General features: G+C 34.9%; 22 protein-coding genes. 5 read left to right on the top strand and 17 right to left on the bottom strand.

Annotation, left to right across the window (positions count from 1 at the left end; all coding sequences use genetic code 11):
• Window positions 1-4: 4 nt before the first annotated feature.
• The 3 genes from DRF65_RS10660 to DRF65_RS10670 form a co-directional block, all read right to left on the bottom strand.
• Window positions 5-1,423 (bottom strand): serine hydrolase, encoded by a 1,419-nt coding sequence (locus DRF65_RS10660; protein WP_115970738.1) that lies wholly within the window; start codon window positions 1,421-1,423, stop codon window positions 5-7.
• A complete protein-coding gene (locus tag DRF65_RS10665; protein ID WP_115970739.1) occupies window positions 1,420-1,707 on the bottom strand; it encodes a hypothetical protein in 288 nt (95 codons plus the stop codon). The genes DRF65_RS10660 and DRF65_RS10665 overlap by 4 nt, the downstream gene beginning before the upstream one ends.
• 124 nt (window positions 1,708-1,831) lie before the next feature.
• A complete protein-coding gene (locus DRF65_RS10670) occupies window positions 1,832-2,968 on the bottom strand; it encodes a helix-turn-helix domain-containing protein (RefSeq protein WP_115970740.1) in 1,137 nt (378 codons plus the stop codon).
• A gap of 268 nt (window positions 2,969-3,236) precedes the next feature.
• Between DRF65_RS10670 and DRF65_RS10675 the strand changes: the two genes are divergently transcribed.
• Window positions 3,237-3,854, top strand: coding sequence for a hypothetical protein (locus DRF65_RS10675; RefSeq protein WP_228438625.1), 618 nt, complete (start codon window positions 3,237-3,239; stop codon window positions 3,852-3,854).
• Between the two features lie 172 nt (window positions 3,855-4,026).
• Window positions 4,027-4,941, top strand: a complete 915-nt coding sequence (locus DRF65_RS10680) for an amidohydrolase family protein (RefSeq protein WP_115970742.1) — start codon at window positions 4,027-4,029, stop codon at window positions 4,939-4,941.
• A gap of 345 nt (window positions 4,942-5,286) precedes the next feature.
• Here DRF65_RS10680 and DRF65_RS10685 read toward each other — a convergent pair whose 3' ends face one another.
• A complete protein-coding gene (locus DRF65_RS10685) occupies window positions 5,287-6,249 on the bottom strand; it encodes an alpha/beta fold hydrolase (protein WP_115970743.1) in 963 nt (320 codons plus the stop codon).
• Between the two features lie 300 nt (window positions 6,250-6,549).
• Here DRF65_RS10685 and DRF65_RS10690 point away from each other — a divergent pair, with 300 nt between their 5' ends.
• Window positions 6,550-7,668 (top strand): serine hydrolase domain-containing protein, encoded by a 1,119-nt coding sequence (locus tag DRF65_RS10690; RefSeq protein WP_115970744.1) that lies wholly within the window; start codon window positions 6,550-6,552, stop codon window positions 7,666-7,668.
• Window positions 7,669-7,929: 261 nt separating this feature from the next.
• Here the strand turns inward: DRF65_RS10690 and DRF65_RS10695 are convergent, their stop codons facing one another.
• The 6 genes from DRF65_RS10695 to DRF65_RS10720 form a co-directional block, all read right to left on the bottom strand.
• Entirely contained in the window at window positions 7,930-9,390 is a 1,461-nt protein-coding gene (locus DRF65_RS10695) for a hypothetical protein (protein ID WP_115970745.1), read from the bottom strand.
• A gap of 26 nt (window positions 9,391-9,416) precedes the next feature.
• On the bottom strand, window positions 9,417-10,223 hold the full coding sequence (locus DRF65_RS10700) for a hypothetical protein (protein ID WP_115970746.1): 807 nt from the start codon (window positions 10,221-10,223) through the stop codon (window positions 9,417-9,419).
• 79 nt (window positions 10,224-10,302) lie between these two features.
• Window positions 10,303-11,859 (bottom strand): peroxidase, FMP-type, encoded by a 1,557-nt coding sequence (locus DRF65_RS10705; RefSeq protein WP_228438627.1) that lies wholly within the window; start codon window positions 11,857-11,859, stop codon window positions 10,303-10,305.
• 14 nt (window positions 11,860-11,873) lie between these two features.
• Window positions 11,874-13,334, bottom strand: coding sequence for a ferritin-like domain-containing protein (locus DRF65_RS10710; protein ID WP_115970747.1), 1,461 nt, complete (start codon window positions 13,332-13,334; stop codon window positions 11,874-11,876).
• A 6-nt stretch (window positions 13,335-13,340) separates the two neighbouring features.
• Entirely contained in the window at window positions 13,341-15,404 is a 2,064-nt protein-coding gene (locus tag DRF65_RS10715; protein WP_115970748.1) for a GMC oxidoreductase, read from the bottom strand.
• Window positions 15,401-15,847 carry a hypothetical protein gene (locus DRF65_RS10720; protein WP_115970749.1) on the bottom strand — a complete coding sequence of 149 codons (447 nt, stop codon included), beginning with the start codon at window positions 15,845-15,847 and terminating at the stop codon, window positions 15,401-15,403. Before DRF65_RS10720 ends, DRF65_RS10715 begins: the two co-directional genes overlap by 4 nt.
• A gap of 462 nt (window positions 15,848-16,309) precedes the next feature.
• Here DRF65_RS10720 and DRF65_RS10725 point away from each other — a divergent pair, with 462 nt between their 5' ends.
• Window positions 16,310-17,230, top strand: a complete 921-nt coding sequence (locus DRF65_RS10725) for a patatin-like phospholipase family protein (RefSeq protein ID WP_115970750.1) — start codon at window positions 16,310-16,312, stop codon at window positions 17,228-17,230.
• A 375-nt stretch (window positions 17,231-17,605) separates the two neighbouring features.
• Here the strand turns inward: DRF65_RS10725 and DRF65_RS28430 are convergent, their stop codons facing one another.
• The 6 genes from DRF65_RS28430 to DRF65_RS10760 form a co-directional block, all read right to left on the bottom strand.
• Window positions 17,606-17,752, bottom strand: coding sequence for a hypothetical protein (locus tag DRF65_RS28430; protein ID WP_165852205.1), 147 nt, complete (start codon window positions 17,750-17,752; stop codon window positions 17,606-17,608).
• A gap of 481 nt (window positions 17,753-18,233) precedes the next feature.
• Window positions 18,234-19,754, bottom strand: coding sequence for a hypothetical protein (locus tag DRF65_RS10735; RefSeq protein ID WP_115970752.1), 1,521 nt, complete (start codon window positions 19,752-19,754; stop codon window positions 18,234-18,236).
• Window positions 19,755-19,930: 176 nt separating this feature from the next.
• Window positions 19,931-21,088: a hypothetical protein gene (locus DRF65_RS28830; protein ID WP_228438629.1), complete on the bottom strand. Its 1,158-nt coding sequence runs from the start codon at window positions 21,086-21,088 to the stop codon at window positions 19,931-19,933.
• Between the two features lie 12 nt (window positions 21,089-21,100).
• Window positions 21,101-21,667, bottom strand: a complete 567-nt coding sequence (locus DRF65_RS10750) for a hypothetical protein (protein ID WP_115970753.1) — start codon at window positions 21,665-21,667, stop codon at window positions 21,101-21,103.
• A 1-nt stretch (window position 21,668) separates the two neighbouring features.
• The gene (locus DRF65_RS10755; protein ID WP_115970754.1) at window positions 21,669-22,205 is read right to left on the bottom strand and encodes a hypothetical protein; all 537 of its coding nucleotides are present in this window, start codon (window positions 22,203-22,205) and stop codon (window positions 21,669-21,671) included.
• A gap of 201 nt (window positions 22,206-22,406) precedes the next feature.
• On the bottom strand, window positions 22,407-22,640 hold the full coding sequence (locus DRF65_RS10760) for a helix-turn-helix domain-containing protein (protein ID WP_047486272.1): 234 nt from the start codon (window positions 22,638-22,640) through the stop codon (window positions 22,407-22,409).
• 91 nt (window positions 22,641-22,731) lie between these two features.
• On the opposite strand from DRF65_RS10760, the gene DRF65_RS10765 reads away from it, so the two are divergent.
• The gene (locus DRF65_RS10765) at window positions 22,732-23,277 is read left to right on the top strand and encodes a hypothetical protein (protein ID WP_115970755.1); all 546 of its coding nucleotides are present in this window, start codon (window positions 22,732-22,734) and stop codon (window positions 23,275-23,277) included.
• 313 nt (window positions 23,278-23,590) lie between these two features.
• On the opposite strand, the gene DRF65_RS10770 is transcribed toward DRF65_RS10765, so the two are convergent.
• Window positions 23,591-24,808 carry a hypothetical protein gene (locus DRF65_RS10770; RefSeq protein ID WP_115970756.1) on the bottom strand — a complete coding sequence of 406 codons (1,218 nt, stop codon included), beginning with the start codon at window positions 24,806-24,808 and terminating at the stop codon, window positions 23,591-23,593.
• Between the last annotated feature and the right edge of the window lie 110 nt (window positions 24,809-24,918).

The following is a 24,918-nucleotide window of genomic DNA, read 5'->3' on the forward strand; positions in this document are numbered from 1 at the left end:
ATAATTATTTTTTATTGGACAAAAAGGGGGTGATTTTCAAAATCATTTCCTTCGCATTCTTATTGGTTGAGTCCAGCTCTAATGATTTCTGATAATCGTCTTTTGATAATTGATATTCTTTTTTATTGAAATAGGCTTCGCCGCGGCTGTCGTAAGTGTTGGCTGATCCGGGAAACTCAGAAACATTAAGACTGAAAATTTTAATGGCAGAATCTACATTTCCACTCCTTAACAATTCATAGCCTAGTTTATTAAGCTCACCTGGATTCTCAAAGCTATATTCATTTTTAGAATTTTTTTTGAGTACATAGTATGTTTCTATAGCTTTATTTACATTGCCGAGAGATTCCTTTCTGATCTCCTGATAAATAGATTTTTTAGGAATTTCGTACTCTTTTCCCAACATTAAGTTATGAATAATATATCCCAGATCCCAAACTCTATTTAGATTATTGGACACCAGAATTATCGTAATATTATTTTTAAAATCGTTTAAAAAAATGGATTCAAATTTATAAGAAACTCCGTTATGTCTTTGCAATTCATCTTTTTCTAAGTATCTGCCAAGTGATCCACCTTCTTCAGGTGCATACGGGTTATTCAACAAAGTTTGAAGGGATGTTTTGGAGATTAATCGATTGGAATTCAGTGCTTCAATCCATTTGTAGAGATCATTGGTATCTACCCAAAGCCATCCGCTGATAAATTTCAGTTCCGGGCATCGGACACGGTCCATATCATAACAGGATGTTCGGTTTTTATAACCCAATTTTGGTTCAAATACAGAATTGGTCATTTTCAGTGGTTTAACTATATTTTGAATGACAAATTCCTCAAATGATATTCCGGTTACTTTTTCAATGATTCTTCTTTGCAAAAATACATTACCATTATCATATCTGTAACTGGTTCCCGGTTCAAAGAGCAGACTGTCATTACTTCTCAAAATATTCCATGCCTCCGCATCATTTTCGGGTTTTAATCGTTCGATTGGAGGGATACCACTGGCATAATTAATCAGATGTCTGATGGTCACTTTTTCAGACCATTTCGGTAAGCCCAAATTAAATTTGGAGACCTTATCATCAAGATTAAGAAGACCACGTTCAACTAAAATCATGATGGCAACAGCATTAAATTCCTTTGCAATGGAACCAATATTAAATATTGACTTATCATTTAGATTGGTTTGTCTTGTTTCATCAGTAAAACCAAATGATTTCTGATAGATGATTTTATGATTTTTAGCGACCAGGACATTTCCATTGAACAATCCTCTTTCATAGGATTTTGCCATTAAGGAATCAATTTTACTGGCGTAGACAGAATTTTTTTCCGTTTTAATATTTCTGGAATTACAGCTAAATATGATTAGCAAAACTAAAAAATAACTGATACTTCTTTCTGGATTAAGTGTTTTCATGTATGTTTAGTTTTGTTTGTTTTTTTAATATTTTTGATTTTGTGAAGCATTTCTTTTGCGTTCTGATTGGTAGGTTCCGGTTCTAATTTGCAATCTTTCACGACAGCAATACTTACCGCATTTATTTCGTGAAAATCCATTCGCTCTTTTAAGGTCGGTTTTTTGCTTTTGGTCTTGTTCCGGGAATTTAGACTATTTTCGAATGATTTGATTTTTTCGTTTACATTTTGTGCAAAAGTGGGGCGTGAAAAAATCAGGAAAAAGATAAGGCATGTTTTTTTCATTTTGAAAACTGTTGGGTTATCGTTTTATTTTAGATTTAATTATTTTCTGCAAATATGCCTTAAAGAACCTCAGGACGCGACCGATTAAAAAAAATCGAACTCATTTTTTGAAAATAATTTGATTTTACAAAGGCTGTTTTCTAAAATCTGTTGGAGTTTTTCCTGTATATTTTTTGAAAGAAGTATTAAACGAAGATTTAGAATTAAAACCAACCTGGTATAAGATTTCCAAAACAGTCAGTTCTTTTTGAGACGGATCTTTTAGGATTTGCATTGCCTTTTCAATTCGATATTCATTAACGAAATCGAAAAAGTGTTTATCCATATACAAATTAATCAAAGTAGATAAATCTTTAACGGACATTTTTACTTGCTCCGATAAGTCCTGAATAGTTAATGAGGAATCCAGATAGGGTTCTCTTTCAGTCATAAAGTTTTTTAAGAATTCAATTTGTTCATTTTTTTCCTCAACTATTAAAGGGCTGTTTTTTTGTTTTGGAACAACTTCTGTAATAGGTTTCAGATCAGAATTTACTCCTCGGAAAAACTCAGGATTGTTTAACGCAACAAATAGATACCAGCACGTACAAAATAAAAATGCAAACCCATCAAGCATTACAATCCAGGCCCGGATCTCACCCAGCCCAAAGATAAAAGTAACCAGCCATCTTATAAGGACTATAAAGTGTAAGACGTAATATAGAATTGTTATTTTGTAAAGGGCGTTAAGTTCAGAAATATTGGGGTTTGTATAATTCTCGAGATATACCGTTTTAGACTTTCTGATCACCAGAAATGAAGCAATAAAATAAACTTGAATCATCAATTCGAAAAGAAAGTAAAAAAATTGCATGAGAGGCATATCGTTCATGCCATTTATAAAATCTATTTTCGAGGCTCTGTCTACAAAAAAAATTCCCCACATCAGATACAAACTGTAAGCAACAAAAGGAATTGTATGGAGTAAATGCTTAGGTTTTAATCGAAAGTTGGAGTAACAAACAGACAGTACATAGAGATAAAACGATGCCGGAACCAAATAAACAATACTCCAACGAAACGCCTCGAGGTTGATATAATTAACTGGAAATTCCCGCTGCAAAAACTTTAATGCATCTACAGCATTTGTAAAGAGAAAAAAAGCAAGAAGGTAGTTTCTTAGTTTATATTTTGTTTTAACAGTAAGTAAAAATAAGGCAAGAAGAAGCACTAAAAATATTCCTACAAATGCTGTTATTTCCAAAAAGCTGTATTTGTCCATGGTTTTTAAGAAGAGATACAAATGTAATTCTTATGAAATTAAAATAACAAACTATATATTTAAATATACTGCATCAAAAATAATATTCGTTTTATAATCAATCTGGTTTATTGGTATAAGAAATAAAATTAACATTTTTATAATATATAATCAGGCACATCCAGATATATAATGTCATAATTTCTCTATATTTAGAAGAAGTATATTAAAGACAATGCCGATAAGCCCAATACCTCCGGATGGAGGCATGTTATATAAAGAAACAGATATGGCTCAGTTTTTTCCTGAGCCGTTAAATGCCATAACTGCTGTATTTTTTTTAGCCATAGCCATTTTTTGGACCCTTAAAATGAAAGGTAATTTTAAACAATATCCTTTTTTAACCTATTGCTTGGTTTTACTATATATTGGTGCCATAGGGGGAACTGTTTATCATTCATTCAGGCAATGGCCGGTATTTATTATGATGGATTGGCTGCCCATTATGTTGCTCTGTTTGTCTGCCGGATTTTATTTTATAGCGAAGTGCACCAAATGGTATTATGCTGTTGTAATGGTTCTTGTATATGTACTGCTCATGTTTGCATTGAGAAACTGGATCCTGATAGCTAACCCTTCTCTTTTTATCAACCTGAATTATGCAATTATGGCTTCATTTGTAGTTTTCTCGGTATTGCGTTATTTAATCTACACCCAATGGAAAGCTGGCAAATTGGTAGGCTTTGCGGTATTGTCATTTGTTTTTGCATTGACTTTCCGTATAGCGGATAAATGGGGATGGTTGAGTTTCGGAACCCACTTTTTATGGCATACTTTCGGGGCGGCAGCAACATTTTGCATGTTTAATTATATCAATCTTACGCGGAATACAATTAGAAAGACATAAGTGATTTTTATTTTTCTGCTGCACAAAGTCTCCAGACTTTGAGCTGATAAATAAGATCTTTGCCTTTGAACTTACGTCAAAATCAAGAGATTGCAGAAAGTCAGAGTGCCCTTCATATGAATCAAATATTTTTTTGGGATCAGCGTTATAATCAGTAATAAACTATTTAATTATGAACATCAGATACTTTACCCTTCTATTGGGAATGTTTTGTACTCACCTTTTTGGACAGACTTCTGAAAAAATCACTTTTAAAGATACCCAGAACCATTATTTAAAATTAGTTCCGAAGGATAAAGCTGAAGGAATACTTGTTATCTTACCCGGTGGAGGTGAAAATGGCGAAAAAGTAATGAATCAGATTAATCTGGATGATCTGGCGTTGGAGAAGAATCTTATCGTATTATTCCCGACCTGGGAAGAGGGGGATTTTGGATTTCATACAGAACAAAAATTTTTGGACAGGATTGTAAAAGATACAGTGGAAAAGCATAAAATTTCCAAAGATAAAATATCAATTGGTGGACTTTCCGGCGGCGGAATGCTGGCTGTTACCTATGCTGAAAGGGCAATCCGGGATAAAAACACCTATTTTATACCCAATTCTGTATTCGCTCTTGATCTGCCGTTAGATTACGAGAATATGTATTACAGATTGCAGAGAGAGATCGAAAGAAACTACTCTGATATTGGAACTAATGAAGCTAAGTTTTTAACTGCCGAAATGGTTGATGCCATCGGTACACCGGATAAAAACAGAGCCAATTATGTAAGAGAATCAATGTTTTCTTATCGTGAAAAAGATGGTGGCAATGCAAAATTTCTTCTGAATATCCCTATTCTGATTTATACAGAACCGGGAATTATATGGCAGATGGAAAACAGGGGAAGGGATATTTACGACCTTAATGTGGCAGATATTACAGCGATGATTAATCTGTTGCGAATAAAAGGTCACAAAAACGCTGATCTTGTCATCACCAATGATCGTGGAATTCGTCCGGATGGTACAAGACATCCTCATTCCTGGAGTATCATGGATTCTAAAGAGTGTTTAAACTGGATATTAAAACATATGAGGGCATAAAGTTATCACAGCTGATTGAACGTTTCACAGGTATTCCGCTGCGCAAAGTCTCCTGACTTTGAGCCATGCAATTAAAAATGTTTTGTAAAATATGCTCCAAAGTCAGGAGACTTCGGAGAGCGGGTAGAACTGGTGAAAAAATAATGTTACCTATAAGAATATAGAATTAGATATTCTTTTGCGTAAAAAATGCCCCAAAAAAGTGTCTAACTTTTTGGGGGCAGTCCATAGCTGTTTTTTTTGTTTTGATTTCTGATGCACAAGATCATCAACGGCTACACATCAATTTATTGAAAGAAGGTTAGACTTGTTTGGCTTTAAGGAAAATAGGTTTCTACTTCCTTGTTAGGCATTCTGTTTTTCTAACCATTTTAAAATTGCTTGGGTGGTTTCTTCTGGCTTTTCCTGTTGAATCCAATGGCCACAATCCAGACTCACAATATCCAGATTAGGGACAATGTTTTTTAGGTTTTCAGATTTGGGAATCGTGTCCTGTTCACCATATATCATAAGAGTCGGCTGATGAATGATTGGGGTTACGTCCGCCATTAAGTGCCAGTTTCTGTCAAGGTTTCTGTACCAGTTTATACTTCCTGTAAACCCTGATGATTCGAAAGCAGAAACAAATACAGACAGTTCGTTGTCTCGCATTAAAGGTTCTCCCTGTGGATTTTCTGCTCTTGCAAGATTGATCATTAGCATTCCGGGTTCTGGTGGTGCTGGAGGTATATTTTTGCGGAATATGTTACGGAAGAACTGAGAGGTGTTTTCATTCATTATAGCATCTGCTACTCCCGGCTGTCGATTGAAGTGAACAAAATAGAAGTCACCTCCAAATATAGCTTCCATAAATTCAAGCCATGGCTGTTCTCCGCGCTCCTGATAAGGCAAAGCCAGATTTATTATTTTATTTACCCGACCAGGATGCAATAGTGCCAGATTCCAAACAACATTGGCTCCCCAATCGTGACCAACAAAAGTGGCATCTTCATATCCAAAGTGATCGAGTAGGGCAACCAGGTCACCTGTCAGGTGTGCAATATCATATTCAGTTACTTCGGACGGACAGGATGAGTTCCCATAACCTCTCTGATTGGGAATGATCACATGATACCCAGCTGCAACCAATGCTGAAACCTGATGACGCCAGGAAAAAGCATGTTCCGGAAAGCCGTGGCAGAGTACAATAGGTTTTCCAGCATTCTGTTTACCCGCTTCAAAGACTTCCAGCTCTACACCGTTAACTGAAATAAGAGTAGGGTTAGGAAAATGGGTTGACTTAAATACTGAGCTAATTTCGTTTGTCATTTTTATTCTTTTAAAGATTAATTAATGATGCAAACTTACACCAGTGATGTGACAGCAGTGTGTCAGTAGTCGAAAATAAATTAGATCATTTCCTTCTGCTTCTGCAAAGTCTCCCGACTTTGAGCTAATGAAAATAGGATTATTTCCTTTACACTTGCTCCAAAGTCATGAGCGACCAGACCCCAAACGAATATAAAAATACCAGGAAATAAGTACCAATTTATGCACTTTTAAGCTTTTGAAACCTCTTCTCATTTTTCTTATATGAATTTTGCATGTAAATAATTCAAATTACATGTTATGAAAAAGTTCATATTACTAGTTGTTGTTATTTTTATCACCTCATGCAGCAATGATGATTCAAACTCCTCAGCCGATAGAAAAGCACTGGTACAGCAAAAACTTGATAAAGCTTTGTCCAACTTCCCGGGCTTAAGCCTTAGTGTAAATACAGCTTCAGGGAATTATACCCTGGTTGCAGGAGACGCGGTAATTAATGAAAAGCCGATGGCTGCTTCTGCCCTTCACTATATGCAGAGTATTTCAAAAACCTTTACCGCAGTGGCTGTCTTAAAACTGAAAGAGGAGGGCAAAATTAATCTCGATGCCAGGGTAAACACCTATCTTCCTGATATTTGTAATCATCTGCCAAATGGAAATATCATTACGGTAAGGCAACTGCTTACGATGACATCAGGTCTTCCTGATTATTTAGATAACGATCAGTTTTTAAACGACGCTGTTACAGGGCCATTGCCTATGACGAGCGAACAGGTATTGAGCTATATATACAATCAACCCGCAAAATTTGCACCCGGTACTTCATTTGGATATTGCAATATAAATTATCACTTGCTGGCTCTTATTATAGATAGGGTTACTCCAAACGGGCATCGAAAGTATATTACGGACAAAATAATTAACACCATTGGACTTTCCAACACCTATTATATAGCGGGCTCGGCAAGCACTATGGCTCCTCAGGGGACGACGGCCAGCTATCTGGAAATAGATGGCGCTTTTACCGATATGAGCCACCTGCAGTTGGGTACAGTCCTTACGTTCATTGGTGATGACGGTATTGTAGCTTCTGTTCAGGATATCGCGGGATTTTACTACAGGTTGCTCCATGACAAAACGGTATTGTCACCAGCATCATTGGAAGAAATGAAGGTTGCGGTGAGTAATCAGGGTACTCCGATATATGGCTTAGGGCTGTATTTTTATAAAACCAATAGTGGCCTGCAAGCCATCGGCCACGAGGGTAGTGGGATCGGAGCCGGTGCCTATGCTTTTTATTTTCCTTCCAAAAATACCAGCGTCGTCCTGTGTACAAACGCGGGAACGCTTACCGATGCTATAAAAGAGAAACAGTTACGGACATTGTATGAGGAAATTACAGGGATATTGCTTGAGTAAAAACTAATTTAAACCGCTGCTTCATCAATATCGATACTGTCCAGAGTCTGCTGCGCAACGTCTCCTGACTTTGAGCTGGTAAATAAGATGATTCCCGTTATACTTGCTCCGAAGTCAGGAGACTTCGGAGAGTGGGGAAATATCCATCATAGCAATAAGTGTAAAAAAGAGACAACTATTTAATAGTTGTCTCTTCAAGTGAGAAGATGATTATTTCTTCAAACACTTTTATACCTGATTTTTGCTAGCTGTTTTCAATGTTTATTCAGGATCTATCACTCCGTCTCTTGTGATAACCGGAAGTTGTTTTGTATTTTCAGAAGCAGAGATAACATCATCAAACTGAACTCTTTTGGACTGAATTTTTGAACTTGGAATTTGTTGTAAAATTTTCAGGTGATTCTGATAATTCCTTATCCCCATGGAAACCTGAAATGAGAAGTCAGACGTTTTGTAAGCTTTACCTTTGTAATTGATGGTTTGTACTCCACCTTTCACTTTTTGAAAGAACTCTTTAAACATCACTGTATCATAGGCCTTGTTAGAAAAATCTGCAAGATCCAGCGCATCATAATCAGAATTTAAAGCGGCACGGCTGTGACAGGAGATACAGGACGATCTTTGATTGTCAACCGGGCCATTCATTCTGCCTCCTATTCCAAGGTGGGTAACGTAGGCCTGATCCGGATTGTTTCCAGAATTGCTGTTTTTTAGCAATGAAGCATTGATTATATTTTCTCTGAGTTTTGTATTGATAAAATTGTTTGGGAATATGTTGATGTCATTCATTTGATCCACGTCGTTATCCCAGCCTATTCCAACAGGATCAAGTTTTTCGTACCAGTCTTTTCCTTTCTTGGCATTATTATAGATAAAAGTACCAAAAGCCCATTGTGTATGTGGGGCTCTGGAATCTTTTACAGCAATATCCACCTGAAGCAATCTTACTTTTTTAACGACTTTCCCTTTGATATCTTTTTTTACCGTATTATCATAAATGTGTGCATCCCATTCCAAACTTCCTTTCAGGAAAGGAACTTCTTCAACAGGAGCATCTGTGAAAATAAGTTTAAAACAAACTGTTCCTTCTGGAAAATCAGACTTATTAATATCAGGAGATTGTCCTTTCCATACTTTTCCAAACGTGTACCCGCCAGGTTCGTTGTAGAAAGAAATAGCCCAGGTTTGTGAAGGTTTTTTTTGTAAATCATGTATTTGGCCAGGCTTAGAAGTGATTTCCTGAGTAAGCCCTCTTAATGCTTCTCTTCCTGCACCCACGTAGATAGAATCATGGCTTGTATTGACAATATATTGATCGTCATTATGCATCCATGGAGCGTGATACCATTTTCGGATGGTATTTTTTTGAACTTTAAAGTCATGGTCTGTATTTCCTTCAAAACAATATTTCAGAACAGTATCCATATAATTCTGATACTTATTTTTATCTGTAAAGTCTATATCCCGCCAAGGATATTTTACTTTAGTACTGTCATAAGTCTGCGGATAATCCTGGCTGAGTTCAAAAGTTTTTCCGGAAAAGCTATCAGGTACTTTATAAAAAGTATTGTAATCCGGGAAACGTTCGTTATCATTCGAAAAAAGCTGTTGGGTAGCAGATAGTAACTGGCTGTCAGAGAGTTTTTTATTCTCTTTACAAGCTATTGCGGTAAGCAATAGCAGCATAGAGCTACAGATTGCTCTTGTTTTTGTGATTTTCATAGGTCTTCAGTGGTTTTTTGGTTTAATTAAATATAATAAGACCTTGTCTGAATCGCTGCCGGAGCCGACATACTTGTACGAACTGCAAAAGCCGGAGTATCACCAATAAGGATTTCCATATCTTCTCTCATTTTATTTTTTGAACTTCCGTAAGACATTTTTACAAAGTCTTTACTTTTTTTCAGATCTAAAAAATAAAGGTTGGTAGGTTGTAGAATATTCCAACGGCAGCCGATAAGCTTTTTGTCGTATTGTCCATACTCTGTGATAGGAGAGAAGGCGGATATTTCCGGAATTAGATTTGTAACATGAGCATGACAAGTGAAAATGAATTCGCTGCTGTTGTCCGGATCATTACAGGTTATCGTCCAGGTATTTTGTCCGGGAACATTTAATGAGGGAAGGTTGGTCGTAAAGGTGGTTTTAAATTTCGGTTCTCCAAACAGCTCGATACCTGCTTTTATTGCCATGTCTGCATCACAGGGAACGTGCACTCTTTTATGGCCCATTAATTTGGTCTGTTCTTCACCACGCAGGTATTGTTTGGCAGTTACAAAAGCAACATTGTTTTTTTGAGATTTAGGATAAGAAACGATATTTAATTCGATTTCCTGTGTGGTACTCGCTCCGTTGGGAAATTGACCGGTATAGTTTTGGAAGTTAAAACTTACCAAAGCTTTTCCGTTAAAATCGGCAGCAATTAATCCGGTATTTTCCAGATATTTTATAACTTTTTCTCTTTCAACGAGAAACGCAACTTCAATATTGAATAATGTTGCATAATAGAAAGGTAAGCCAAATCCTTCAGGGATTGGAGGTAATTGATTATTCATGGTTTTAGGTTTTAGTTTTTTTTAATATAATTCTACGAGGCGTTTTATGACCCCGTAGAATCTTTGTTGACTTTGGGGTTTAACCTTTGTTGTGATAAGGACATCCTGGAGGAGGAGCGATGCCATTTTCAGTAACGGAAGCAGGCATGGTCATACTCATTCCTGAAGGAGCATCGAAGAACTGTTCTTCAATGATTTTTCTCTGATCATCAGGAATATCCTCCATTTTACGAAGTGTATTGACTTGAATATGAGGCCAGCTTGTTGTCCCGCCATCATTTCCGAAATCGAATTCAAAGAATATGATCTGTTCATACTGCAGCTGAAGAATTTCTTTTCCATCTTCAATCACCGTTTCGATCCATAAACGAAAATCGACTTCTACAGTCGGAACAAAACGGTTGACAAAAGGAACATTTAAAATTCCACCCTGTGCTCCGGTTTTCATTTTTGAAGATAATTGAATAAGAACATAATTAGCCACTTTTTGTCCACTCAATGTATCTCTTAATCGCATATCAGGTCTTACACAATAAGGATACAATTGATCTGCAAGGATTCTCTGGGTATAGATTTTGTTGGAGCCGCGGTCATTATCATCAGTTAGCGTTTCATGAACCCAACCAGGAGCCGGTTTATCTAAGTTAATAGGGTCTGTTACACTGGCACCTGCACCTCCCATTGTAGGTGAAATGGAAAGATGTTCCGGCTGCCATGCTGCATCTCCGTAAGGGAATTGTGGAGCCCCATTAATTAAATAATCTAAACCGCTCGGAGCGATATCTCCCAATAAAGTAATTGTACTTCCGTGAGGGATAACTCCGCTTCTTGAGATCGAATAATCCGGAATAAAATAAGGTCCTGTAATTCCATCCAGAGGTTTGATTTCCTGAGCAGGAATAATTTCATAATATTTTTGTCCTTCTTTTAACTGGCTTAAAAGAATATAGGAAGAGTTACCGTTTTCATCTCTTACCTCAACCAGCGGTTCATTTCTGTATTCGCCTGTGTATCCGTATTTTTGAGCATCGCTTTCAGAACGGGCATGAATTCCTCGATCTTTTTTAATGGTTTCCTCAGTTGCTGCGTAATTATAAACGTCACTTAGCCAAAGATACATCCCGTTTTCTTCATGAATTCCTGCATATTGCAATTCTGACTGACCTTCTACCTTATTGACACTTTTAATCGTTTGATCATACTTTACAGCACCACAAAACAATTCAGTGGCCCCACCTCGGTTACGTACGCCACCCGGAACAATTTCGAATGTTAGTTTTTCAATATATTCTTCTGTATCAAAACTGAATTTTCCAGGAATTGTACCGGGATTCGTCCCTGGAGAAGGCATAATTGTGGTGTGAATTCCGCTTCCTAAAGATGGTCTTTTAATATGATCATTGTAATTGGCGTTGTAGCTTACCCAGGTTCCGTTTAGGGCAGCCAGAATACCGTAATCAACATTATTTGCAATATCGTTTAGTTGATCTTCTCTGAAAGGTCGTACAGGATCATCAATTAATAATTTTGAATAACCCTTCATCAATTGTTCTAAATACCCTTTCTGTTCTTCCGGCGAAGTTGTTAATACTCGCGCATTAAGATCTTGAATGATCTCTTGTTTTCTTTTTAACATGGTATATTGGTGTATTAGTTTGAAGGATATTCGAAAGTAGGTCCTGCATTATATTGGGAATCTAACGGTTGGCTCATCAATCCGATGGCCTGTTCTTTCAGTGCATACATATACATGATAGATTTTGGCAGTTCTTCAGCATGTCCTTCCACCGCAGCCTGAATAGCATCTAATAATTTTTTATAAGTAGCATTAAATGCTTTTCCTTGCTCAAATAGTACCGGATTTGATTGATAGTCGGATATTTTAGGATTCGGTTTCATCGGATAAGCGGCGCTCCAGTCTACAGGAAGCGGTTTTCCGACAGGTGGAGTGGCTACAGGCATCATCCCTTTTTCATCAATGAAAGGTCTATAATCACCGCCAACATAAAAATGTTCATGGAAAACTTCTTTAAATCTGAAATAATGTGCCAATTCTGCTCCTTCTTCAAACTGTGAGGCATCTACATCAAAAATAGAATCATCAGCTCCTTCACCTTGTCCTTTAATTTCCTGGAAAACAAGAATCACTCCTTCCAAAGCATCAACAGGATGTAATTTTCCGCCACTTCCGTAATACTGTTCCGGACGGATCTGTTTGGCTGGGTTTCCAGTGAAGATTCCCCCTTTATTGAGTTCTTCAAAATTCTGTGGCAGTTTTTTATTTTTTTCATAATAAGCAATGATTTGGAAAACCACGATATAAAAGAATAAAACGTCATAATATTCTCCAATGGTATGAACATTTTTCATCATAAAATCTTTCATGTTTTCCAATGTCCAGAAGTTATTTTCCTGAGCCACACTTCTTGAAAATGAACTTGAGGTTTCAATTTGAGGAATATATTTCGGAGCTTTTACCGTAGGATTAGTTGGGCTTTCAATCGCAATAAAAGTCGAAATACTGTTGGGTGAGAATGTTTCCAGCCCTACGTAGAAATCAACATTCATCGGAAGTTTCATCGGATAGGTAGGGTAATTCTGAGACTGGTTGACTGATGGCTGAATATTGACAGCATTCATCACATTACAAACCATAATCATGTGAAGCATCTCTTCTACCGCAACACTTCTGATGATTTGTGAAGCTAAAACATTGGTTCCGTCTTTAATGGAGTACAAAGCGGTAAGATAGGGCGGAATTGTAGAATGTTCAATCAGAATGGCTGTTTGCAAAAGGTCCTGTAAAATCGGACGGTAATCTAAGCCAGCCAATCCTTGTTTAGAAATCTCTTCAGTGTGTCCACCAAATTGAGACTGCAGATAAGTATTAAATTCCTTAATCTGATTATTTAAAAGGAAGTTTGTCAGCGTTTTGCTGTGGTGCTTCAATCCTTCAGTCCAGTCATGTTTGCCTATTTTAGAATCAAATAATAATGATTGTAAAGAGATTGCTTCTTCAGTGATGGTATTTTGGGCGAAAGAATTTCTTGAAAAGGTACTATTTTCAATATTTTCCTGAGGTTCTGTTTTATTGATAAGTTGTTGTCTCATTTCTTTTTATTTTAAAATTGTTTCCAAATCTTTCAAAATGGATTCTACTGAGCGAATCGTGAATGCTGATAAAGTTAAAGTTGGGTTCGAAGTTCCCAGAGTGGTCATATTTCCTGCCCCTACAATGTATAAGTTTGGATGATCCCAGGCTTTGCAGTAGCTATCCGTTACAGAATCTGAGGCATTGTGACCCATTCTGTGAGTTCCCACGATGTGACCTGCTCCGTTATAGGAATATCTGACATCTTTATACATGAAAGTATTGTTATCTTTTGCACTGTATTCCGTACGATCTTCAATTCCAAGTTTTTTAAACATTTGGTTTGAAGCCAGTTTTGCCTGTTCCATCGCTCTTTTTTCGTAATCTGTTAATTCATAGTGAATAACAGGGCGTGGAATTCCCAGGACATCTAAATATTCATTGTTAATGGTTACTCTGTTGTCTGGATTAGGTAACTGTTCAATTTCAAAATGGAATAAAACCTGCCTCGAAAGATCTTTAGCCAAAGCTTCTTTTAGTTCTTTACCAAAAAGTCCTCCTTTCAGACATTTTGAAAGATCAGATCCGGGAGAGAAAGTAGGCCAGCTCCATCCCCAATTGTCAAGAGGAGAAATCCACGCGGAAAATTCGCTTCTAAATTTCCCGTCACGGAAAGACGAAATATTGGTGGTAGAACCTGGACCTCTGTAAGGATATACGGGTTTAGGAAATAGTCCCCAAGTGAGCATTACCATGTGGTCCATCAGATTTCTTCCCACCTGATCGCTATTGTTGGCAACCGTTTTTTCAATGGGCTGTCCGTCCTTCATAGCGGTATATTTTGAATTTAAAAGGATTTTAGGATTTTCAAAGGCATTGGCAGCAAGAATTACAATAGAATTGCCGGTGTCAATAACCTCTTCAACAAAATCTGTTTTTTCCTTAGAAATATATCTTCTTAAATGAACTTTTGAGATTCTATCCTGATTGTGCTGATCTACACTTACTTTGTAAACCACACTCTGTGCCTGAACCTGAATGTAAGGATTTCTTTGGAGATTTTTGTTTTTATTGACTTTATACAGTGCTTTTTTCAATGTTTTTAAAGCGTTGTATTTTGCCTGAACCGGACAAATTGGAACACATGAAGCATTTCCTTCACAACGTTCTCCCTGATAAGGATTCCAGACTGCGCCCAGAGCCTTATATTCTTCATTTTCTATGTTGTTTAAGGATAATTTATACCCTGATTCTGAATGATTTGCTTTAATTAATTTTGCTGTTCCATAAGCCGCGTTGGGTGTAGAATTTCTTCCTTGTGGTGAAGGAACCAGCGTCAGTGGAATGCTTCCGGAATCTAACTGAACAGAAGTTCCTTCCAGTCCTTTGATAATTTGCTGATCCATATAACTTTGAGGGATTTCATCCATTGGAAAAACATAATCTTTACCATAATATTCTTCTCTACTTTCTTCAATAGGATATTTTTGGGCAGCAACGCTTCCTGAAACCCCAATTTCAAATTCTGCCATCTCATAATAGGGCTTCAGGGTCTTATAGTCGATTGGCCAATCCATTGCTTTGTTGTATTTTTCCTTTAATTTAAAATCATTGGGAAGCATTCTTGGTGTTGTTCCCAGCCAGTGAAGGGTAGTTCCGCCTCCAACCCGGATGGCATCACTTGCAAAAGGCATCGGACCAAACTGTACCAAATATCCTTTTTTTTCAGGGAATGGGGGAATGATCTTCTGCATATCCAAAACATTGGGAGAAGGAGCCTGCTTAAGATCCGGATACGGTGAATTGGGAACTTTTGCACCTTCCATATAATATTTACGGATGTAATCGTTGTAATTGACCATTGAAGATGCGGAGTCTAATTCAAGTCCGGCTTCCAATCCTGCCTCATACATTAAAATAGATAACTCTTTATAGGCTTTTGAGTCGTTCATTTCGGAACGGTGGATCATTTTTTTTGCATCCGTATCAAAAACGTGATCTGTTAAAAGTTTGGCAATTAAAGATCCGGCGATTCCCGTTCCTACAATGATTACGTCTTTTTTTGGCTGTGGTTTTTCTGTCTGATTCATGAGTTGCTGTTTACAGGTTTAATACTCCAAGATTTAAAGCCCGGCTGTTTCGCTCCTGGCGGGTGAGCCTGCATGATGTTCCATACCAATCCTTCTTTGTAAGAGAGATCGTTTACATAAGCACCTTCCCAGGTTCCCAGGTACCAGAGGGTGATCACGTCTTGTGCAATTTTTTTAGTGGAGGGGTTAGATAGAATTTGAGTAGAAATTGCAGCAGACAGTTGATCCGGAGTTTGGGAACTTTCAATAGCGTTTTTAGAAATATTCAAAAACTCGATGAAAGTGGCTTTTTCAATCTTACCAAGAATATGCTTGTAATAAATTTCGGCTAAACCTGTAGATTGTAATTCATTTTCGGTAAATCCCGTTAGCGGGGCTGAAATTGTCATGAATACACCGTAGTAGTAATCATCGACGTTGAGGATTTTGGTGTTGATAATCATTGAATAAAATTTGGTGTTAAAAAGTCAGTTTTTTATTGATTAAAGAAGACTCAATACAATTGGAAAAAATAAAATAGTAGCATGTTTTGTTCTTACTCATGCAATTGTAAGAAGCCATAATTTGTTTTTAGTGATATCCATGGTTATGAGTTTTATTAATCCAAAATTATTCATTTGACAGTGATTTCGATTACGTATTTCTACGTAAAAATTTGATTCATGTGGTATTTAGAATTGTTATAAAAAAGAGATTATGAATGCTTTTTTGATAATTTAGATATTGAAAGCGATAATCATAATTTTTTCAGTATTGGCAATATGACAGAAGATTTAATTTCCATCCATGGAATAGTCAGGCGAATGTATGCTTTGGCGTGTTCAATCCTGTAGTGGTTTGAATGTATTATGACTCACATATTTGATTTATTATTACATTAGTACTACGTTAATTTTTAATCAATTATGAAAGCATTGGTCATTTCAGGAGGAGGGAGCAAAGGGGCTTTTGCAGGCGGGGTAGCTGAACATCTTATAGAACATAATAAAAACGACTATGAACTCTTTGTAGGGACTTCAACCGGAAGTCTTCTGATTCCCTTTCTGGCTCTTGGAGATATCCAAAGAATTAAAAAGTTGTATACCACCATCGAGCAGTCCGATATTTTTACGGTTTGTCCGTTTAAAATAACGAAGAAGAACGGTAAAGTAAAAATAGGGATCAACCATCTGGGGATTATCAGGCAGTTTATAAAAAAACAAAAGACATTAGGAGACAGTACCAACCTCAGAAATCTTATCCGCAATAGCTTTACAAAGCGGGATTTTGAAAAAATAAAAGAGCTGAAAAAAGAAATTGTAGTGACAGTAGCCAACCTTACAACGCAGCAAATAGAGTATAAGTCTTCTAATGAACACAGTTATGAGGATTTCTGCGACTGGATCTGGGCTTCATCCAATATGGTTCCTTTGATGAGCTTATGCCGGAAGAACGGAAATGAATATGCTGACGGAGGCTTTGGAAACCTTATCCCTTTACAGTACGCCCTAGAAAAAGGAGCATCATCCATAGATACCATTGTATTGCGGCTGGAAAAAACGTCATACAATAATCCACCTCTCCAGAATGTATTGGATGTTTTTGCCCGTACCACAGATTTCATGCTGAATCAGATTGCCAGTGACGATCTTATTATTTCACAGTTGGAAGCGGCAACCACCAATGTACACATCAATTTCTTTTTTATCAACAGGATACTCACCACCCATTCATTTATATTTGATAAAGAGGAGATGACGAAATGGTGGCAGGAAGGACTGGAGCTCTTCCAAACCACCGAATGCAAAAGTTTATTGTTAAAAGCGAAGCCTGCAGACCTTATTTGAGTTCTGAATAAAGAAAGGTGCAAAACCGTAGAGTAGAGCTGGTGAAAAAATAATGTAAAATCTAAAAGAATATAGGATTAGATATTCTTTACTTAAAAAATCCCAACGAAAGCTGGTTTATTTTTGTTTTCTGCTATGAAAAGTCTCCTGATTTTAGCTGATGAAATAAGGCCATTTTCTTTAAGCTTGCTCCAAAGTCAGGAGACTTCGGAGAGCGGGAGACTTCGGAGAGCGGGGGTAATTTTTTGACTTTGTTACTTGATTTCAATATTTCTCTGATAGCTATCATGAAATTATTGCTAAGCCTATGGTTCTTTGTAATTTAAAAATCTCAGCACTGCTGAGATTTTTAAAGACATTGTAACAAGCCAAAGATTATTTAGAATCTCCAGGTTTGTGTTTGTGAGGTTTTAGATCCGGATGTTTTGGTTTTGTTTCAGGGGTTACTCTTCTTCTTCTGTCTGGAGTTCCATCAGATTTGTCAGGTTTTGGACCGGGCTTAATTGCTTTAACTGTTTCCATTATAAATTTATTTAACACACTAAATTTAGAGTAATTTAAAATCTATACATTACGGAAAACCGTATTGTTTGAAACACAATTAAACATTAATATTAAGTAAGATCAAATATTTTCCCAATCCAGCTTCTTCAATTTTATTACGACTTTAGTTTTTCTTCCTTCCAGAAATTCTCAAATTGATATCAAAATTCATTTTGATTCTTCGAAACATTTTGAAAACTAAGTAAAAAGCTGCTATGATTTGTATTTCAGAAGTTGCTTTTAAAATAGTGTTGCTTTGGTATTCTTGATGAGAATTTATTAAGACTTTTACATTAAATTTTGTCTGACTTTTTTCAATAGTTTTAATTGTACTCATTTGCAATATTTGTTAGATTAATAGTGCAAAGATTAATTATTGTCGAGTATAAATGTTATCCAATCTATTATCCAGTTTATCCAAAAAATGGAATAATTAGTTGTAAGCTAGATTGTTAATTGTTTAATCTGTATTGATGATTTTACTTTGAGGAATTCTGAATTGATTTTGTTTTTCGATTGAAAGTTTATTTTCTGTAAAAAGAGTTTTGCGTATATCTTCTGGCTTTGGTTGCTCTTCTTTATCTATAAATTCAAAATGGTCTAAAATCATCCGAGATATGGCGCTGGTGTTATCTTTACCATTTCTTTTCGGAGCTTCAATGAATCCTTTTTCGATTAATTCTGAAAACAGAAAACCAATTGATTGTAAACTTCCTTTGATTTTTATTTTTTGTGGATCTGCAATTTTATCATTGTTAGTAGATTTTGATGATTGAGACTCTATTTCTGAGGTAATTCTCTTTTCTAAACCATCTCCTTTATAACCAGTAGTGTGGTGTCGTAAAAGTTTTTCCCTGTCTCTATCAAATATTCTGTTCATGTGTTTAAAGTGCATATCAATATTATCTGAATCAAAATATTTTAAATCAAAAAAATAAAAAATTTTATTGTAATAGTATACTAAATGATTTTTATAGGTACCATAATTATCAAATTTATCTTTAGACCTAAAAAAATTAAGATCTTGGTGTAGATTATTTCCCAGTATATAATAATCAATTTCTTTTATTCTACTGGCTAAAAATTTGAAGTGGTCATTTTTTTCAAAATAATTATGTATGGTTGCATAAATATATTTTTCCTTAAAATTTTTAAAACTATTTTGGAGATATTTAATTACGTCATCTTCAGTAAAATAAGAAACTATTACATATTTGATTAAATTATTGTTGTCAAATTTATTTCCAGTAGAGTTTATATAATCCAAGAAATAATTGTAATCGTGATTTCCATTTTTTCCTATGTTTATTTCGAAACCTGAAAATGTATCAGCTTTAAAAACTTCTACTTCATTTATAAAATCTGAAAATTTATTTTGAGATATAAGATTATCTTCATTTAATTGTCGTTCTACAACTGCGAGATGGTTTTTTTCTAATTGATTAAACAATAGATAAACATCCTTTTTCAAAAATTTGTATAAACTATTAAAATAATCTTTTTTATTGTAATGATAGAAATCTCTTTCGTTTATTATGAAAACATAATCAATAACTTTTTCTTGTATTTTATCAAAAGTATAAATTAAATCACCTGCTATAGTTTCAAAATATTTTGGGAAATTGGATATTTCTACATCTCGGCTAAGTTGCCCGTTATGCTCTTCTTGACTATTCTTTGAAAAAAGAATGGTCTCTAAAATTTTAATGTCATCAAAATAATGCCTTTCAATATATTTCTCTGGTGTTAAAAGTTGATTTTTTTCTTTTTCTATTAGGTAATAATTAAATTCTAGATTTTTGAAAATTTTAAAAAAATCTATTAAAGTATGAAAGTAAATATTGATTTTCACACCTTGATAATCTATTAGCTCTATCTCGTTGAAATGTTTTTCCCAATTTGGATTTGTTTTTAAAATATCCCTTTGAATCTTAATCTTCCTGTAATTTTGTTGAGAATTTATAACATTGAAAAGCTTCATATTTTGAACATTGATAATTGGCTATTATTACAAATTTATAAATAAAATGATTCAGAAAATGATTTCGCTTGGAAGAATATTACTGTTGTGCAAAGCTTTCCGATTTTGAGTTAGTAAATAAGATTATCTCTTCTAAACTATCTCCAAAATCAGGTGACTTCGGCAGCTAAGTTTTTTTACATTTCTGAGACTTTTGGATTTACAAAATATCCAAATTCTTTTTGCACTTTTTTTACATGAGCTTCAAAGTCTTTTGTTATTTCTGGAATATCAATGTAGCAAATGTCAAATATAGGAGCTTCTCTATTATCGATTAATATTTTTCCAACAGCAACTCCTATAACTTTTTGAATTTGTGGATTTAAGTATCTTGCAACATCACATCGTAAAAGTAATTCTTCTTTTTTGAATTCCCAGTTTTTATCGGATAGTGGCATAAAGACATATGTATAATCTTTATCTAAACGTGGCTGGAGCATACGAGCCTGAACTTTTTCTTTAGCTGCGTTTTCTAAACTAATTCCTAAAAGAATTCTTGAAATCCGATCTTCTAAATTGATAATTCTTACGGCCTCTTCAAATTCTAAGAATTTTTTATGATTTATTCTATCTTTAAAATTATCTTTAAACAAAAGTTGAATAAAAATATCCCAAATATAACTTACTGCTCTTTCATCTTTCCAGGAATTATACTCATCACTTGCTTCATACGACTCCCATAAATCATCATCAAGAATGATTAAATCAGAAAAATTATTAAGGTTTAGTCCTGTTTTTAAATAGAATGCTAAAAAGTCAGACTCATGAGACGTAATAATTGTTGCTTTTTTATGTAAAGATTCTTTTGATTCAAGATATTTTGTAAAATCTATAATTGTATCTAATTCATTTAAAATTATAGTTGTTGATTTTTCATCAAAAACAGAAACAAATCCTTTTCCAAAATCACCCATTGGTAAAGGAAAGTTTGGATTTCCCCGAAACGCTATTGCAACTCTATAAATTTTTCTATTATCTTTTGGAGACAGAGGAATTTTAGTAGAGTAATCTTTCAAAGTAATTTCGTCTGAACTCTGAATATATTTTTCTGCTCCATATATTTGTTTAACGGAATCATCAATAGCTTTTCTCACCCATCTTTCATAATTTACATCATCATCAAAATGATTAGACATTTTAATATCTTTAACTGATATGATAATAATTATATCTCCACATACAATTAAGATATCACACAATTCTTTATTATTTTTTCCAATAGGATTTGGATAACTCCAAAATGGTAAAAATGATTTTTCACATAATTCTGAAACATATTTTTCTGAAGTTGTCATTTTAGAAATGTTTTATTCAAATAGATATTTTTTTATTTTATCAGTAACAAAACTTAAAAGTATTTTTTCTCCTATACCAGATAAAATTTTTATCCCTTTAGTGAGTTTTGGTTTCTGGTTATAAAGTTCTGCTTCACTATTAATTTTTTCTTCAAAAATTTTATAAATATCATTAAAAACTGTAGTGAAGTTAGATTGGTCAAATTCTACAAAATTTATATTTTCTATTTCAGTGCTAAAGACATCGAAAAATATTATTACAGGAAATTTTATCTTCTCTTGTATATCAAATGGTTCTAGAAATATTTCATTAAAACTTTTAAAGATATTTTTGTCGCTGTGTTCTAGATAGAAAACATCTAAGTTTTTTCCAGTCAGTCTGTCAAGTCTGACAAAAGCTCCTTTATCTCTTAATAATTTTTTAATATTCTTATCATTATAATCATACAGCAAAAAAGCAAAAATTTTACGGATGTTATTTTTTTTTGATTCTTCACAAATTTGTATAAACCTCGTATAGAAGGAGTCAAGAGAATGTCCAATTCCCTTACCTTTCCCTTGTTCATGAATAGTTATCATATTAATTAAATTTGTTCAAAATCCTTTCTTTGAATTCCTGAAAGTACTGACGAAGTTTTACATAATCAGGATCATTAATAGACCTTACAACTCTAATTTCTGACAATAAAAAATCAACAAGATCCCGTTTGTTAACACTGTCAGCAGTGTCACTAGTATATATCAGATATGCTGGAATATGTATTCCGTAGGCTCTGTCCTGTACAAGATAATAAATATCTTTACATATTAGCCCAAATACAATATTCTTTGTCATGCCTTGGCTTCTGCTTAGGTTTAGATAATCAGGTTTTTTATTTATTTCATCAATATATTTTTGAAATTGTTCAATTATTAAAAACTTTGCTTGCTCACTGTCTTTTTTATTGCTGCATCGAATTAAATGTTCTTTAGTTTCTAATATTTCATTTTCTACATTTGAAATTTCTTGTTCAGTTTGAAGTAAATTATCTGTATAATTTAAATCTCTTTGAATTTTCAAGGTCACTAATTGTTCTTCTAGACTAATTAATTCTTTTAAAAGTTGATTTTCAGTCATTATGCTGTTAATTTAATAATTGTTTAAATTTTATTAAAAATAATATATTTGTTGCAATGCATGTTATGGATTCCCGTAAACGATAAATATAAAAAATAGCTTAAATTTTCTACTCAGTATTTTACCGGAATTTTTATTTAAGTATTAAAAAAAATAATCTTCAAAATTTCGTCACAAAAAAAATCCCAACTTTCGTCAGGATTATTCATTTATAAGTTTAAAGAAATCAGATAAACTAATTTTTCTTGCTTCACATATTTTAAAAAGTGTTTCAACGGGTATTCTGTATGTTTCTTCACTTTTAATTTTTCTAATGGTACTTTCTTCTACACCATGATTTTTGGCAAAAGAATTTTGTGACTTGCCTTCTTGAAGCCAAGGTATCAACCATTTTTTTGTAATGTATAAACAAATTTTTTCGTTTATATCTGTCATAGAACAAATGAAATAATTAAATAATAAAAAATTACGGTCGATCGACCGTAATTGGATTTGTTTTATTACTTTTATAAAAAAATACAAACTCATGAAAAAGATAAAAACACATTTCGATACCCGGTTTCGGGCAGATAACAAGCACTCCGGGTTACAGCTGATGGAAACTTTCTTCCATTTCAATGAGCTGGATGATTCCAAAGAAATGCTCAGCAACTTAGTGAACTATGCGGTAAAGAGAAATAGCTGGATTCATGAAGATCCGGAAGTGATCTTCCAGTTTCATCAATCGATGAGGTCGTTGATCCGGGCAGGGTATCTCATGATGCTGAAGGAAAGAAAATGGACTGTAGATACCCAACCGGAGAAGATTTCCCCGTGGGTTCTTGGTCTGCTTTCGGAGAAGGAATACAGAAATCCGCTGCTGGTTTTCAAAAAAGCATTCAGAGCATACACCCTCAGAGAATTTGATTATTTTATGTCCGGAATCGTCTATTTTTCCATGGGCGTCTATGAAAATCTACCGGAAAGGAATATCGTGATGCCCTACATTCATACGGTTAAAATGCTGGATGCCGCACACCTTATCATTCAAAGAAGGAGAGAAAAGAAAATAACTAACATCAATGAAGGATAAGAGGGTTGTGTATACATTATTGGTTCAGATGATTAATGTATTGATGAAGTATTTTTTTAGACGCAAAGTTTTAGCTTCATTATGCCTATTTTCAGGGAGCCAAGGATAGAATCAACTTTGTTGATTCGTTGAAGCGTGTGGATAAGCATATTGCTTCATTAGGGAAAAAGTCGCTCCTTACAATAAAGCAGAATTACTCATATACTTTGCGTTTATCAAATAATTTCAAATATGATTTACATCTATCGTAAACATCGTAGATACATAAAAAAAGCCCCTTTTTTCAGGGGCATTCTATTTTAGAGGTATTATATTATTGCGCTCTTACTTGCTCAATCTTGATGTATATTTTAGAAAGGTTGGGCTGGGCACTGCCTGAAGTAGGGGCTCCTGCCATAATGGTTGCGGTATAAGCGGTTTTTGAAGAAGCATTACTGTCTATCCAGGTATATCTTCTATGTTCAGGTCCGCCACTGGCTCCATCTATAATCCCTACATTCCCCCAATAAGCGCTTCCTACTGCCCCAGTGCCTTGAGGAAACCACGTAGCTGTTGCATCTCCCATACCACCCCATACTCCTGAAGTAATATTGTTGGTTGTTACCGCTGCGCCAATATAACCACCATATTCGGTATTATAATTCCAATATAGATTAACGGTAGAACCTGTATTATTATACAATTGTACATTAGGAATTGCAGCGGTTGTACCACTTGTGGTATCAAATATTACCCTGATCGAATACTTACCATCTGGGGTAGTTAAAGGAAAAGTATAGGCTTGTTTCCCGTTGGAATCGGTTGTGAGGGTTGAATATCCCATCGCAGCAAGATCTGAAATGTCTGCACGGCTGGTATTTCCCACGGTAGCAGTACAGTTTTGTCCTGCTGTTAAGAAAGGAATTGCAGTGCTGTTTAGAGGAAGAGTCATATTATTACCAGTGGTAGGAGTTCCGGTCACTGAGAATACCAATTCGCCGTCACCAAACTCTAAAGTTCCGGGTCTTAGCTGGAAGGTTAATCCATTCACTGTAAAAGGAGCACCTGAATTATATGAACCTCCGTTTCCCTGGGTATAGGTAACTCTCAGGTTTCCGTTGAAAGGAGTACCGGCAGTATAGGTAGAAGGATTTAAGTAGGCTGTATTACATTGTAATGCTGAAATCACTGGAGTGCTGGTATTTGTAGCCTGTGTAAGTCTTTGCCATACTGTTCCGTCAAAATAATAATAGCCCATAGCAGTAACATTGATACGTTGTCCTGTAGCATCACCACCAGTTACATCTGTAATGTAAATTAATGCTCCTTGCTGATTGCTGTTATAGGTAGCTGTATTTACAGTAAGCTCAGCTCTTGTAAGCCTCGGAGCCTGCAATCCGAATGTTTGTGTGTTATCCGTAATCACTCCTGAACCATCTCTTTTAGCAGATACATCCACTGTTGTTTTGGGTACATTAGTATTGAAACCTACTTGGGCAAATGCGAATCCAGAGATAAGAATAGCACTGAATTGTGTAAATTTTGTTTTCATGTTGGGTGTTATTTTGGGTAAGTCAAATATAACTTTTTTTTAATGAAAAAATAAAAAAAAACCTTTATAGTTGAATAAAATTAATTAATACGTAATATTATATTAGAATG

It is taken from the genome of Chryseobacterium pennae (assembly GCF_003385515.1).
Classification (GTDB): Bacteria; Bacteroidota; Bacteroidia; order Flavobacteriales; family Weeksellaceae; genus Chryseobacterium; species Chryseobacterium pennae.